This is a genomic window from Candidatus Micrarchaeia archaeon, from assembly GCA_041653315.1.
GTDB lineage: Archaea > Micrarchaeota > Micrarchaeia > Anstonellales > JAHKLY01 > JAHKLY01.
In genome coordinates, this window is the sequence record JBAZFO010000003.1 from 1 (window position 1) to 15,518 (window position 15,518).

Consider the following 15,518-nt stretch of genomic DNA (forward strand, 5'->3'; position numbering starts at 1 on the left):
CAATTAAATTTGTTTCATCAATTACACATAATGCTGCTTCACATGTGTAAATATCTTGCATAATATTTGCTCCTTCACAATAATTATTATCCAATAAATTACAATTTTGAGTTTCAGTTGTTTCAATAGAACATTCATAATCAACACAAACACCTTCGTCATGCATTATTGAATCTTCTAAACAATAATTTGCATCATATTCATTACAATCTTCATCAATCATACATTCTACACATCTTTCATCATTTGTACTTATTGTGTATTCAATACATTCATTATCAGTACATGTACAATCATCTTCACATGTATTAGAAACATCTGAATATTCATACCAATCATTACCTACACATCCACTTAAATCAGTACAAATTGTGTTTTCACAATTGTGTTCTGCATCACATTCTGCTGAACAATCATCAACTGAACATTCATGTGTTAAATCAATTGTTCCTAATGTACATGAATCTATATCTTCATTACACATAGAAGTAAATCCTGCAAAATAATCCCATGTAAATGAGTTTGCATCAGGATTGTTTAAGCATGTTGCAATTCCTGCCAGGTTGTTAGCTTCACAATTTATTGGTGTTCCTGCAACGCAAGCAGCTGCTTCACATGTTTCTGCTCCGTTACAATATAAATCATCATTACAATTTTCAATTAAATTTGTTTCATCAATTACACATGATGCTGCTTCACATGTGTAAATATCTTGTATAATGTTTGTTTCTTCACAATAATTATTATCTAATAAATTACAATTTTGTGTTTCTGTTGTTTCAGCTTCGCATGCATATGCTACACATCTGCCTTCATCATGCATGACTAAATCTCCTACACAATAATCTGCATCATATGAATTACAGTCTTCATTTGTTAAACATTCAAACCCAAAAATATATCTATATTCAAATATTTTTTCAGTACCAAATTGATTTTTTAATGTTAATGTTAACCAGTGTTCTCCAGGAGTTAAGTCAGGAACAGGAATAGTTAATTTAGAGAATTCAATTTCACTCGCTCTTCCTCCCCCAACATACCCTTCCCAGGTATAATGATAAACAAATACTTCTTCTACATCAAAATAGATATTATTTGGAAATTCAATTTGTGAATTATTTATGGGATTAACTAAAAGAACAACAGGATCACTAACACTAATTTTTTCAAGATTTGACTCTGATATCTCTGTTTTTAAATCTGAAATCTTAATATTAATCCCTACAGAACGATCTTCTGTTTTTCTTTTATCATTTTGATAACCATTACTTTCAACAGAAACTATTTTTATCCCTCTAGAATTATCAATTGACGAAGAGAAACTATTAGGCTCTTTTATGCCCATAAATGAGGCCTCTTGAAAACTAATTAAAACCCCAGTCAATAATATAAATATAAAAATTGATATGTATATTGATTTAAAACAAAAAAACTTATTTACATCTAGTAAATTTTTCATATTATTCCCCCCCACAAACTAATTTTTATACTATTCTTATAATAATATTACAAAATGCTTTTAAATCTAGTGGGTATTTATGTAATTAGATAAATACCAAAATATGTAAAAACACACAAAATCGGGATTAGTATGCAAATAAAAAATAATGATGACTATAAAACAGCATTAGAATTAGCATCAAATATAATACTCAATGGAGGTATTATTTTATATCCAACAGATACAGTTTATGGATTAGGATGTAATGGATTAAATTTAAAAGCTGTTGAAAAAATTAATAAAATAAAACAAATAACTGAATTTAAACCTATATCTGCTTTATTTGGGCATATAGAAATAGCAAAACAATACTGTAATATAAACGAAGAACAGGAAAAAATTTTAAAAAAATATCTACCCGGGCCATATACTTTTATTTTACCTTTAAAAAAAGCAATTCCCCTATCTAATAATAACACTTTGGGAATACGAATACCAAATAATAAATTTTGTATAGATTTAGGAAAATTATTAAAAATTCCTATAGCTTCAACAAGTGCGAATTTAACAGGTGAAAAACCACCAATAAACATATCAGAGGTTACTATAAAAAAGAAAGTGGATCTAATAATTGACCAAGGAGAATGTAATGAAAAAGAATCTTCAACTATAGTAGATCTAATAAATAACAAAATAATAAGACAGGGAAAAGCAGAGTTTAAATTTTAAGAAAGTAATAAAAATAATGCTTTTAAAATAAACTTATGAAAAAGGTAATATTAGTAGATAAAAATAATAATGAAATAGGAGAAGAAGAAAAGCAAAAAGCACATTTAGAAGGAAAACTTCATAGAGCTTTTTCTATTTTGGTTTTTAACAGTAAAAAAGAACTATTAATCCACAAAAGAGAAAGCAGCAAATATCATTCAGGAGGATTATGGACAAATACAGTATGCAGTCATCCAAAACCAAAAGAGAAAATAGAAGATGCAGTTCATAGAAGATTAAAAGAAGAAATGGGATTTGATACAGAACTTAAAGAGATAGGACAATTTATTTATAAAACAAAAATAAAAGACTTAACAGAACACGAATTAGATTATGTATTTTTAGGTTTTTCGGATAAAAAACCAAATCCAGATCCAAAAGAAATTGAAGATTATATGTATTTATCACTAGAAGATTTAAAAAAAGATATGAAAATTAATCCAAATAAATACACTTTTTGGTTTAAAATAATTATAAAAGATTATGAAAAAGAAATAAATACCTTTATAAACTCATAAATGAATAATAAAATAAAGAGAAACAAAAATTAGTGAATAAATAATGCTTATTTTGTTTTAAAATGGTGAAAAATATGACAATGGAATTATTGAGTAAAAAAACAGTCCATTCATTAAAAGAAATGGGTTATGAAAATTTAACAGAAGTGCAAAAAAAAGTTATTCCTAGAATTATTGAAGGAAAAGAAGTTATTTGCAGAAGTAAAACAGGCACTGGAAAAACAGCTGCTTTTGGTATTGGGCTAATTGAAAGAATAGTAGAAAAAAAATCAAAAAAAGGATTAGTTATTACTCCAACAAGAGAACTAGCAGTGCAAGTAGCAAAAGAAGTATATAAAATAGGTAAAGGAAATAGAATAAATGTAATCACTATTTATGGTGGCGTAAGTATTGAAAATCAAATAAATGATTTAAAAAGAAGACCTGAAATTGTAGTCGCAACACCAGGTAGATTATTAGATTTAATTAATAGGCGAGAAATTGAACCAAAAGAATTTGATGTAGTAATTTTAGATGAAGCAGATATAATGCTTGATATGGGATTTATTGATGATATTGATAAAGTTCTGAGTAAAATTAAACCAAAACCATTAATTGAATTATTTTCAGCAACAGTAGATAAAGAAATTCTGAATATTGCAGAAAAATATATGAAAGATTATGAATTTATAGAAATGTCAGATATGGGAAAACCAATAGAAATCACTGAAAAAATAATAGATGTTACTCAAAAGGAAAAATTTGGTGCATTATTAGATATTATATTCGAGGATAAAAATAGAAAAACTTTGATATTTTTAAATACTAAACGCGGAGTTGAAAGAATTGCAGAAAAAATAGAACAAAAAAGATTCAGAGTAGGAACTTTACATGGAAATATGTCTCAAAATAAAAGAGAATTTGTTTTAAGAGAATTTAAACAAAATAAAATAGATATTTTAATAGCAACAGATGTAGCAGCAAGAGGAATACATATAGATAATGTAGATCTAGTTATTAATTTTGACTTAGCTAAAACTGCTAAGACTCACTTACATAGAATAGGAAGAACTGGAAGAATGAATCAAAAAGGTTGTGCAATATCTTTTAATACAACAAATGAAATAAGACGTGAATATATTGGATACCTGCCTCCTGTACAAAGCGAAACGTATTCATATGAAAGCAGAGGAGAAAATAAAGAAAACAGAAAAAATAGGCCAGTTTATGATAATAAAGATAATAGAAAAAAAAATAATAAAAAAAGAGAGTTTACAAGACAATACGGCGATCCAAATTATAGAGATTAAAAATTAAAAAAATCATCTAAATGTTTAATTATATAATCTGAAGGGAAGTATTGAAAATCCTTTGGGAAATATTGCTTATATTTTTCCCAATTAAATCTTTCATCTAATAATACGATAGCACATTTATCTGTTTCGCTTCTTATTCCCCTGCCTGCAGATTGTAAAACTTTATTTACTGCAGGAATCATATAAGTATATTCATTTCCTTTTCCTTGACCAAATTTAATATCAAAATAAGATACTAAATTCTTTTTTTCTAAAGAAGGAGGAGCTAATGGAATTCCTACTATAACAATTCCTTGAAGAGAATTATTTTCAAAATCAATACCTTCTGAAAAAGACCCTTTTTGTACACCTAACAAGGTTAAATTATTCTTTTTATGCATATTTTCTAAAACTATTTTTTTGTCCTCTTTTTTCCATTCTGAAGATTCTAAAATTAACTCTTTAGTTGAATCTATATATTTAGAAACATTCTCCATTAATTTATATGAAGGAAAAAAAACTGCGGTATTATGAGGTATACATTCAATTACTTCTGCAATTGCATTTCCCATTTTTTTAAATTCTTCTTCATTTCTCTTATGATATACAGTTGATAAAATATTAGAAGATAAAATAAGCCTATTCTCTTTTGGAAAAGGCGAGATATACTCTTTAAGTTCTCTATTTTCAATACCTAAAATGTCTGCATAAACTTCTGGGGGATACAAAGTTCCACTCATTAATATTGATGCATGAACAGAAGAAAAAATAGGTTGCGTAATATCTGAAGGATCAAGTGGAAATAAAGAGATTTCATCTTCTTTTATTATTCTTAATACATGTTCATTATCTTCTTTCCAAGAATAGAAAAAATTCAACATGCTTGTTAAAGATAAAAACTCAAATTCATTTTCTTTTTTAGAACTTGCATATACTTCTGTTTGTTCAAGTCTACTTATAAAACTATTAAAATCAAATTCAGAAACAAATGAGTTTTTAAATAACTCATTTATTTCATCCAACAACTCTTGTTTTTCTATAATTTTTTCTTGTCTACTCCCCAATAAATTAAAAATATTCTTTAAAGAATCAAATGCCCTAGATAAAACAGGATCTGGAGCATATTCTTTTAATTCTTTTTTACAATTTGAGATTAAATTTTTAGATAAAGTAAATGTCATTAATTCTCTAGCTCTTTCTGGAAGATTATGCGCTTCATCAACAATTAAAATTATATCTTCCAAACCAATATTCATTTTAGACAAAACAATATTTTTTATCATTGAATCAAAAATATAATTATAATCACAAACTAATACATCTGCATCTGCAATTAATTTTGATTCTGCTGAATGTGGACATGCAGAAAATTGTTTACAAATTTGTTTTGCTTCTTCTACATGATAAATATCTTCCTTTAATGCCATTAAAGCAAAACCTTTTACATATGCATAAGGACATTTTTTAGATTTTATTTGATGATAACAAAAAGAATCAAAATCATTTCTTTTCATATCTTTTGATTCTTGCAATAAACACATCTGTTGTTTATTTATTATATCTGCAACAACTAATTCAACATTGTGTTTTTCTTTTATTAATTTTAAAGTATTTATTGCTATGGTATGTTGAGAATGTCTTGAAGTTGTAAAAATAACTTTTTTATTAAATTCTTTTGCATATTCTAAAACTGCACTTAAAACAGCTGCTGTTTTTCCTATACCAGTTGGCGCATATGCCAATAAATTAGTTCCTTTATAACACGCTTCTTTACAGTCTTCATAAAATTGTTTTTGAACTGGTCTTATCTCATCAAAAGGAAAAAACATATCTACACCATTTTATAATATTTCTAATAATTCATCTATTCTACTTAGATTAATAATCGGTTTTTGAAATCTTTCGTAATCTTCTATTAATCTAGGGCATGCTGTATTTATATATGCATCAAAAATATTAAAATTCTGTAAAGCAATTGAATTAATTTCATTACATATTAGAATTACTGCTTGTTTTCCTTTTTCTTCTAATTTCTTTTTAGCTTCTTCTGCGCCTTGTAAATTAAATTGCCCTATTTTTGTTGAAACTAAAATACCAAAGGTTTTAGCTTCACTTGATTTTAATAAAGCACCTTGTAATTTTTTATTATATACTTGTATTTCATCATTTACTTTTTTGAACTCTCCATTTATTGGATTTATAATAAAAACAGGAATTTCATAATTTAAAGTTAAATAATGAAATTTTCCTCCTCCAATATATAAAACACACTCTATTTTATCTAATATTTCACCTACTGCTCCAGTATCACATCCTAAAATTTGTCCTTTATAAAAACATTTTGGTCCTTTTCCCATAAAAACTTCCTTATGATTTTTTTTTAATAATTGTTTTATTTCATCTAATTGGTGAATATGCTGAACAGTTGTTATTAAACCTATTTTTTTGAAATTTTTTATTCTACCTAAATGTTTTTTTATAATTTCTAAATCTATATCTTGGTGATACTCTTTATATTCAACTTGTATCTTTGTTTTTATACCTACAAAAGGCGCATGGCCATAATGAATTATTTTATCTGCTTTTACTTTTTCAGCTTCTTCAATAGCTAAATCACAAGCACCATAACAGCTTGCACTGGATATAAATACTTCATTACCTTGATTTTCTAATATTTTCTGCTCCTCAAGCGCTTTTGATTTAAGCCCTTCTGGAAACTGTAATAATATGCGCATGTTAAGAATTTAGAGGGTTTTATTTAAAAAGGCTTTTAGAGAGTACATTTCCGGTTAAATATCTTTAAATAATCTTTTTAATCCTACGGTGTTTACAAAAAAATTATTTTTATTATTTAAATGGGATTTAATATCCTCTTTTTGTCTTGAAATTTTATTATTAAATGAATCTTCAATAAAATAATTAAAATAAATTCCATCTATAAAAGAAACATAATGAACACATTTATTTTTTTCAGAATTTTTAATAAATGAGATTAATTCACTTATTTGTTTATCTTGAGCACCACCACCTTCTTTTATGTGTTTTGCTTCAATTATAAAGAAGTGACTCTTTATTTTAAGAACCATGTCCGGTTCTTTAGATTGTTTTCCTTTTCCAAATTTATAACATATTTTATATTTTTTACAAAATTCATTAAATAATTTTTTATCTCCTTTATCTGGTAAAAAATAACTAATTTTATTTTCTTCAAATTTTTTAATATTTCGTGAATATTCAACTTTCATTTGTTTATTTAAAATTTCTTTAATCTTTTTTATACCTAAAACACTATTTTTACGTGAAGAACCAGAATCATAAAGTGCTTGAATAGTAATATTCGAATAACCTAATGAATCATAAATTTTCCTTCTTTTTTGACAATATTCATTAAGAATTTTTTCTAAAATTTCCCTCTTATTAGAAAGTTTTAAAAAAATAGAGTAAGAAATATCTAAAACCTTCCAAAAAGCAACAAATTCTGTATATTGTACTTTATTCATTGAAAGAATTATTTTATATATCTCATCAGATATTTTAATGGCGGCTTTTTTGTCTTTTTCACACACCACACAATAACTTATTATTAATTCTCTTAATCTTTCAACTTTAATTAAAAACTCTCTATCCTCAACAATTAATTTATCTTGACAATAAAATTCATCAATAACTGGTTCTGTATTTTTTAAAGATAAATTCCAATAAAATAAATTGTTTTTTAAAACCATTGTTCAAGACCTCTTTTTATTTGTGGCTCTTCGATTGTTGCATATTCTTCTATTTGTGTAGAATCTTCTATATATGTAGAAAGATCAGATAATGAAAAAGTTTGCATAAGGTTTTTAACTTGAGAAAGACCTAAATATTTTCTTATATAAGTTCCATTAGAATATTTATAGGTTGTCATAAATTCACTATCTGTGTTTTCTCTTAATTTATTAAGTAAATTATTAAATTCTTTGATTAGTTTTTTAGAATTGACGTCTGTTAAAGTTGGAGTTAAAAACATTTGAATAGGACAAGTTCTATAAGTAGCACCACTTATAAAAATACCATCAACTCCAAATACCTCTTGAATATTATAAATTCCTGCTTTTCCATCTATTGAACCTGTATCAACCGTTCTAATAAAAAAAGGATTAGATAAAATCTTTTTATATAAATAATCATTTACAAAAAACTCCTTTTTTAAATAACCTCTAGATGTGTATTTCTTTGAATCTAACAAAACAACTTTATTTTTTCCTAAATTTTCATTTATCTCATTTTCAGTAAGATAAAATGATATTGAAAAAGAATTGGTTTTTTTTATTTTTTTAGTATATTCATAAAATTCGAATCCTGCTCTAAAATGATTTTTATTTGAAAGTTTATAATGTCTTTTTTTAGTCTCACAATTAATTTTTATTGCATCAAATTCTAATTTGGTATTAATCTTATCAGTTTTTTCAAAAAAACAAATTATTACATTTGTTCCTGTAAAATCAAATATTTTTTTTTCAAAAATTACTGCTTCATTTATATTATATCTACTAAGAAAATCATCCCTTATTTTATTTGAAACAACAGCACCAAATAAAAAATTAGACGGGATAATATAAATCATATTTTTTAAATTATTTCTAAGATCATTAATTAATGCAATTTGATATAAATCTTGATATCCTTTATTTACACCTGTGAAAAGTTTTTGCTGTTCTTTATTTTTTTCATGTTTAGAAATATAACCTAAATATAAATAAGGCGGATTAGTAATATGAAACACTGGTTTTTTGGAATTAAGCAAAAATTTTGGATAATTTTTAAGTGTATCTAATTGTAGAATGTTTTTTTCAGCAATTTCTTTAGGTATCCCGTAAGAAACTGCATTTTGGATTGATTTATCCACCATTTCCGATTGAATATCAAAAAGATATATATTTGCTTTAAAAAATTCAATTCTTTTATCTTTTTCAATTTGTTCAAGAATTGGAAGAATTAAATTACCTTCACCTGCAAAAAGATCAACCCAAATATAATCATTTAATTTATTTTTAATTTTAGGAAAAATAAATTTTTTGAAAATATTTACTGAAGTTAAATGTACTCCAAGATCCCTTCTCTTTCCTTTATCCATATATTTATTAAAAAGTTTAAATTTAAAAAGGCTTTTAGAGAGTACATTTCCGGGTGTTTATACTTGTTTATATTTTGTATTAAAAAAATCTTTAGGATTTAATAATTTATTTTTTAATTTTTGAAAATATTTTTTATTCCAAGTTATAAAATAATCTGCTTCACTTTTAATAAAAGCATAATATTGCACCGAATCTTCATAATTAAAATTCATATCTTTAAGTGCTAATAATATCTCTTCAGTATTTAAGGAAATAACTTTCCAATTTGTATTTTTAAAAATAGTAAGACAAAATTCTCTGGATTTTTTATCTGCTTCTTTTTCAGATAATTCTTGTCCATGTTTATATACCGGTCTTTGTAATTTAAAAGATAAATAATTAGATAAAGAAAAAATAGTTCCTTCATGTATAATTATTTCAATTTATTTCTTTTTATTAAGTCTACTAATTTAACTGAATCACTTAATGTTTTTTCATTAAATAAGGTATAATTAACATAATCAAAAAAAATATTTTTATCTATATATAAACTCATATAAAATCTGCCTCAGAAACTATTTTATTTTCTATTAATTCTTTATGTGTTTTTGCTCTTTTTTTATCAATATACTCAACATAATCATCTTCCCATTTATCTTCTTTGTTTTCAATTAAAATATTTTGATTATTCTTATAATATTCCATTGCCATTACCCGTATTGCTTCTGCTTTTGAATTAACAATTCCTTTTTTTAACATTTTATTAACAACTTTTTCAACCATACCTTTAAACGTAGCATTTATCAACATTTTTACTACCCCCTATGTAGTTTTTATGTAGTAAATATTTATAAATGTACTGTTTTAATTCTATTTTGTAAATAAAGTTTATAAATAACATTAAAGAGAGTACATTTCCGGACTAATTATTGTAAATCAATTATCTAATGTTTAAAACTTTATTTTAAATTTATAAAATGCAGTTGATTTATGAAAAAACAAATATAAATATAAAATCAAATAAGATTATTAAAACTATTTCTATTTAACTCTAATAAAAAGTTAAAAAAATAAATATGTTTTTTATTTTAAAATAAGTTATTAATTATTTTATTAGAGCTACTATAATATTTACTATTAATAAGAATATAGTAATAATATTAATTACTCTAGTTTCTTTTCTCATATCAAATAGTTCTAAAAAAATTCTTTGACCATCTATTGGATTCATTTAATCACCTTTTTTATATTAATGTTTCTCCTTTATTTTAATATGAAATTTTATTTATCTATTTTTAATACGTTTTAGTAGATCTTCTTTCCTTTTGTTAAACTCTGTTATATCTTCATCTTTTATATAAATTTCTAAATTCTCTTGATTTTTTTCAGCGGCAATGCCAAAAATTCTTTTTTTAGATGACAACATTATTTTAAATAAATATATAAACTGTTTATAAACTTCTGGAGTTTGAATTAAATCTAATTTACATGTTTTTTCTATTTGTTTACCCTTCTCTTTTGTATCTAAAATTTTAAATGTAATTTTTCCTAAATCTCCACTTAAAAATGAAATTGATTTTATTATTATATCTATCACCAATACTATTATATATAGAAATATTTAAATGAATTTGTTGATTTTTTATGATGTAATGTTTAATTTTGTGCTTTTATTGTAAATCTTGCCCAAAAATGTTTGGTTTTCCCCTTTCTTCTGGTTCTATTACAGTTTCAAATGTTCCTTTATTATATGTCATAATTCTAACTCTATCTGTATATTTATTCCCATCTATAATTAAAGAGAGATTTATATTTTTTGATGAAAAAAATGAAAGTTTATCTATTGGAATAATTATAATATACTCAAAATAATTATACTTATATTTATCTCTATACTGAATGGCTTGTTTAATCTTGTTTTTTAATGCAACCATTGTTGCAGTAGTCTGTATCTCCACCCAATAATCCTTATCTTCATCTGTTATAAAAAATAAATCTGGTCTTGGACCTTTTGATCTAAGTCTTGGGCGTTTTTCTATAAATAATTTATTTATATTATGTGTTTTATTGAAATATTTAATAAACTCATTTTTAATCTCCCAATGTAAAAAATTTGGGATTGGTGTGTCAAAGGCACAAATATAATTCTCTTCTTGTCCTCTTTTTAATCTATTTAAAATATCTTGAATTTTTAAGATAGTTGTTTCATGTTTTTGATCTTCTCCTTCTACCTCAAAATCAAAGGTTTTCTTAGAATTATTTTTTAATAAATCATTTAACTCCCAAAGTGAAGTTATTATCTTCTTTATGCTTTCATCAATTTCTTGCATTTAATCCCTTTTGATTATATTCAATACTATTATTTTAGGCTTCATCTAGCCAGTCGTCTTCATCGCGCATTAAATTCATACGCGCATTTTGTAATAAAAGCGCTTTTTCAGCGCTTGCTACAATTCTTCTTGTGCGCTCAATTGCATCTGGATTAACAGACATTGATGTAAATCCATATTCAACTAAGCGCCTTGCAAAATCTGGATACACAGAAGGCGCTTGACCACATACTGAACATGTAATTCCTTTTTTATTACAAGTTTTACCTATATATTTCAAGGATTTTAACACAGCACTGTTTCTTTCATCAAAATCATGCGCTAATTTAGCATTATCTCTGTCAACACCCAAAGTTAATTGAGTTAAATCATTTGTACCTACAGATACTCCATCTATTCCTACATCTATAAATTCATTTAATAAAATAACATTGGAAGGAACTTCTACCATCATCCAAAGTTTAAAATCTTTAGTTCTGTACAACCCTACTTCATGAAGTATTGTTTTAACTTGTTTAAGCTCTCCAACTCTCCTTACAAAAGGAATCATTAACCAAAGATTTTTAAGATTAAATTCATTACGAACTTTTTTTATTGCTTCTAATTCCATTTTGAAAACATTTGGATCTGAAATATATCTTGAAGCTCCTCTAAAACCCATCATTGGATTTTCTTCTTCATGCTCATATTTTTCTCCGCCTTTTAATGATTTATATTCATTTGTTTTGAAATCAGTTGCTCTATAAACAACAGGCCTTGGATAAAAAGCAGAAGCAAATTTTCTTAATTCATTTGATAATTTATTTATAAATTCTTCTTTTCTATTTTCATCAACAAAAACTCTTGGGTGTTCTCCAATTTCAGCAATAATAAACTCTGCTCTTAATAATCCGATACCATCTACATCCATATCTGCTATTTCTTCAACTCTTGAAGAACTAGCTAAATTAACATAAATTTTAGTTCCAGTTATAGGAGAATATTTTTCTGTTTGAGAAATTTGTTTAGTTTCTTTATTTTTCATTTTAATTATTCCTTCATATACCACTCCCCTAACTGCATCAACAGTTACATTCATCCCAGTAGATAATTTTTTAGTAGCATCGTTAGTACCAACAATACATGGTATGCCTAATTCTCTAGAAACTATGGCCGCATGTGAAGTTGAACCCCCATAATCAGTTACAATTGCACCTGCTTTTTTCATTGCTGGAACAAAATCTGGAGAAGTCATAGAGGTAACTAAAATTTCGCCTTTTTGTATTTTATCAATTTCATTTTTTGTAGGGATAATTCTTACTCTGCCAGAAACAACTCCTGGTGATGCACCTAATCCTTTTAATAAAACTTCTCCTTGTTCTTCATCAGAAGAATAATATGAAGGAGAATCTTCTTCATAAGATAAAGAATATCTTTCATTAATGTCTTTTTTTTCTGCTAATGAATCAAGTAAATTATTAACTTCATCTTTTTCTTCTGTATTCTCTTGATCTAAAGTAGTAATAGGTCTAGATTGTACTATATACATTTTTCCATTTTCATAAGCCCATTCTATATCTTGAGGAACACCATAATGTTTTTCTATTTTTCTGCATATTTTTGCGAGTTCTACTATCTTATCATCAGATAATTTTTGTAGATTTTGAGAACTTAATGAAATATCAATATGTTCATTTTTACCTTCAGATAAAATCAATTTCCAAGTCTGTGTAGAAATAAATTTATTTATTATTTGTAAATCATCTTTTTTAACTGAATATCTATCTGGAGTCAACGCACCAGACACTACAACTTCTCCTAATCCATATGCACCTTCAATTTCTATTCTATTTTTATCTTGGGTAATAGGATCAACAGTAAAAGCTACACCTGCTGTTTCTGATTGAACCATTTTTTGGACTACAGCTGAAAGTCCGACTTTTAAATGATCAAATCCATTTTCAGTTCTATAAAAAATAGCCCTGGATTCAAATAAAGAAGCCCAACATTCTTTAACAGATTGAACTACGTTTTCAGGTCCTTGAATATTAAGAAATGTTGACTGCTGCCCAGCAAATGAAAATGTGTTATGGGTAATTATTCCCCCAGTTCCAGCAACAAAATTTTCAATTCCTGGAACAGTAAAATCATAAACCCACCCTTCATAATCTAATGGCTTTACTTCTTTTATTTTTTCCCAATTCACATCACCATCAAAAATAGATGAAAGATCTTCTGAATTATACTCTTTCATTAATTCTTTGAATCTTTTTTGTGTATATTCTCCATTTAATACTCCTTTATTCCAAGGAGTTGATTCTCTTTTAAATTTCCCAAATTCATCATAATAAACATATGCTTCTTCCTTTTCTTTAATTACATCTTTATCATAAAAAGACTTTTTACAATTTGGACAATAATATCTTGTTTTTGTTTTATATTTGCTTGATTTATTTATTTTTTCTTTACAAATAGGACATTTATTTATTTCAATGATGTCTTTTGATAATTTTGCATCTACTTTGTTTTTTATAATATCTGATAATTTTTTTGAAATTTTTATATTCGCTATATATCTTGGAGAATTATTTTTTATTTTTATTAATTTATTTAATCTTTCTTGCTTCTTTGGATGTTCAAATCCTATCTCTTTTTTAAATAAATCAACATCTCCCCCCCAAATACTAAGCACCCTATATTTTTTCTTTTTATTAAAAGTAATACCAAAACCAAAAAGTTCTAATAATTTTGCTAAACCACTTATAAGTAAGTATGAAGAAGAGGTACAACTTATTGTATCTTTACTTACATATCCATCTCCATCAAAATAACCTTTTAAAAATTCAGATATAAATTGCTTTTCTAAACTAAAAATAAAATCTGGTATCCGTTTTATTTCACAGGATTTGCCTTTACCTTTCATATCTAAAGGTTTACCAGTTAATTCATGCAATAATTTAACGAGTGTTTTACAATATATCCTTAACGAATACTTATTTATTTTTTGATTATTATATAAACCAAGCGAATCAACAAATTTTATTACTCTATTCATGATTTCTTTTGTTGATGAAGTTATGATAACATTATTATCTTCATATGTTGAACCTTCAGCAACATAAACACCTAAAAAATACATAAAATCCTTTGTTAATGGAATTTTTGAAGGTAAAGAATTTTGGATATTCCAATTATTAGAATTATTTTTAATCATAAGGTATCCATTTTCTTCAACAACATTTTTTCCTTTTATATAATCTGTTACCTCTAAATATTCCATTTTTTTATTTACAAATGGAAGTGTACCAACAGTAGGAACCATTTCTCCTCCTTTTAAATTATCAATTGTTTCTGTTTTCCATTCTAAAGTATCTTCATCTAAAACTATTAAAGAATGATTTTTAGATACAGTAATCTCTTTTCCTGAAGCAGTTTTTATTTTATATACTCTTTCATTTGCGGGGTGTCTATATATTGAACTAGCGCTAGTCCATATTAATTTATTGTTTTTCATAGAAGGAACTTCTAAATTCACATTTTGTCCATCCCCAATTAATTTATATAATTCCCCCATTGTACAAAATTTGGTATTATTATTTATCTTTACTAAAACATGATCTTCTTCTGATATACTTGGCAAATCTTCTGCTGTGGCTGAAGATCTTACTGCAACATAGGTTTGATCACCATATTTTTGACATAATTTATTATACGCATCCATTATTTCATTTTTTAAATAATCTGGAATTTTACCTGCTAAAATTGCATTTTTAATAAATAAAGAAGCTTCATTTAAATTTTTAATATTATGAACATCTAAATCACTGGAATATTCTTTTATTAAAGAAGTAATATTATTTAATCTAATAAAATCATAATAAGCTCCACTTGAAACACAAAAACCATCTGGAATTGGAAAATCTGAATTAATCATTTCACCTAGATTAGCCCCTTTTCCCCCAACTTCTGCTAAATTATTTTTACTCAATTCTTTAAACCAATAGATATTTTTCATTATAAACACCAAACATTATAACAGAGAGTACATTTAAAATATTAATGCTTAATAAATACTTATGAAATTGATAGTTAGGATAACCTTTAAATAAGTAATC

Annotated in this window: 15 protein-coding genes; 3 read left to right on the plus strand and 12 right to left on the minus strand. The window is 25.5% G+C overall.

Annotation, left to right across the window (positions count from 1 at the left end; all coding sequences use genetic code 11):
• Window positions 1-1,459 (minus strand): hypothetical protein (locus WC356_01030; protein ID MFA5381721.1); only part of this gene is annotated, 1,459 nt, incomplete at its 3' end.
• Between the two features lie 132 nt (window positions 1,460-1,591).
• Between WC356_01030 and WC356_01035 the strand changes: the two genes are divergently transcribed.
• The 3 genes from WC356_01035 to WC356_01045 all read left to right on the plus strand — a co-directional run bounded on the left by WC356_01035 (window position 1,592) and on the right by WC356_01045 (window position 4,016).
• Window positions 1,592-2,170: an L-threonylcarbamoyladenylate synthase gene (locus WC356_01035; GenBank protein ID MFA5381722.1), complete on the plus strand. Its 579-nt coding sequence runs from the start codon at window positions 1,592-1,594 to the stop codon at window positions 2,168-2,170.
• A 35-nt stretch (window positions 2,171-2,205) separates the two neighbouring features.
• The gene (gene idi, locus WC356_01040) at window positions 2,206-2,727 is read left to right on the plus strand and encodes an isopentenyl-diphosphate Delta-isomerase (GenBank protein MFA5381723.1); all 522 of its coding nucleotides are present in this window, start codon (window positions 2,206-2,208) and stop codon (window positions 2,725-2,727) included.
• A 74-nt stretch (window positions 2,728-2,801) separates the two neighbouring features.
• A complete protein-coding gene (locus tag WC356_01045) occupies window positions 2,802-4,016 on the plus strand; it encodes a DEAD/DEAH box helicase (GenBank protein ID MFA5381724.1) in 1,215 nt (404 codons plus the stop codon).
• Here the strand turns inward: WC356_01045 and WC356_01050 are convergent.
• The 11 genes from WC356_01050 to ppsA form a co-directional block, all read right to left on the minus strand.
• Window positions 4,013-5,830 (minus strand): ATP-dependent DNA helicase, encoded by a 1,818-nt coding sequence (locus WC356_01050; protein MFA5381725.1) that lies wholly within the window; start codon window positions 5,828-5,830, stop codon window positions 4,013-4,015. The genes WC356_01045 and WC356_01050 overlap by 4 nt on opposite strands.
• Window positions 5,831-5,842: 12 nt before the next feature.
• On the minus strand, window positions 5,843-6,736 hold the full coding sequence (dph2, locus tag WC356_01055) for a diphthamide biosynthesis enzyme Dph2 (protein ID MFA5381726.1): 894 nt from the start codon (window positions 6,734-6,736) through the stop codon (window positions 5,843-5,845).
• Window positions 6,737-6,790: 54 nt separating this feature from the next.
• Window positions 6,791-7,726, minus strand: coding sequence for a hypothetical protein (locus WC356_01060; GenBank protein ID MFA5381727.1), 936 nt, complete (start codon window positions 7,724-7,726; stop codon window positions 6,791-6,793).
• The gene (locus WC356_01065; protein ID MFA5381728.1) at window positions 7,717-9,114 is read right to left on the minus strand and encodes an N-6 DNA methylase; all 1,398 of its coding nucleotides are present in this window, start codon (window positions 9,112-9,114) and stop codon (window positions 7,717-7,719) included. The genes WC356_01060 and WC356_01065 overlap by 10 nt, the downstream gene beginning before the upstream one ends.
• A gap of 57 nt (window positions 9,115-9,171) precedes the next feature.
• Entirely contained in the window at window positions 9,172-9,327 is a 156-nt protein-coding gene (locus tag WC356_01070) for a hypothetical protein (GenBank protein ID MFA5381729.1), read from the minus strand.
• 200 nt (window positions 9,328-9,527) lie between these two features.
• Window positions 9,528-9,650, minus strand: coding sequence for a hypothetical protein (locus tag WC356_01075; protein MFA5381730.1), 123 nt, complete (start codon window positions 9,648-9,650; stop codon window positions 9,528-9,530).
• Window positions 9,647-9,904, minus strand: coding sequence for a hypothetical protein (locus tag WC356_01080; protein ID MFA5381731.1), 258 nt, complete (start codon window positions 9,902-9,904; stop codon window positions 9,647-9,649). The genes WC356_01075 and WC356_01080 overlap by 4 nt, the downstream gene beginning before the upstream one ends.
• Before the next feature lie 295 nt (window positions 9,905-10,199).
• Window positions 10,200-10,325, minus strand: coding sequence for a hypothetical protein (locus WC356_01085; GenBank protein ID MFA5381732.1), 126 nt, complete (start codon window positions 10,323-10,325; stop codon window positions 10,200-10,202).
• Between the two features lie 54 nt (window positions 10,326-10,379).
• Window positions 10,380-10,691, minus strand: coding sequence for a hypothetical protein (locus WC356_01090; GenBank protein MFA5381733.1), 312 nt, complete (start codon window positions 10,689-10,691; stop codon window positions 10,380-10,382).
• A 73-nt stretch (window positions 10,692-10,764) separates the two neighbouring features.
• Window positions 10,765-11,424 (minus strand): hypothetical protein, encoded by a 660-nt coding sequence (locus WC356_01095; protein MFA5381734.1) that lies wholly within the window; start codon window positions 11,422-11,424, stop codon window positions 10,765-10,767.
• A gap of 34 nt (window positions 11,425-11,458) precedes the next feature.
• A complete protein-coding gene (gene ppsA / locus WC356_01100) occupies window positions 11,459-15,418 on the minus strand; it encodes a phosphoenolpyruvate synthase (protein MFA5381735.1) in 3,960 nt (1,319 codons plus the stop codon).
• Window positions 15,419-15,518: the final 100 nt, after the last annotated feature.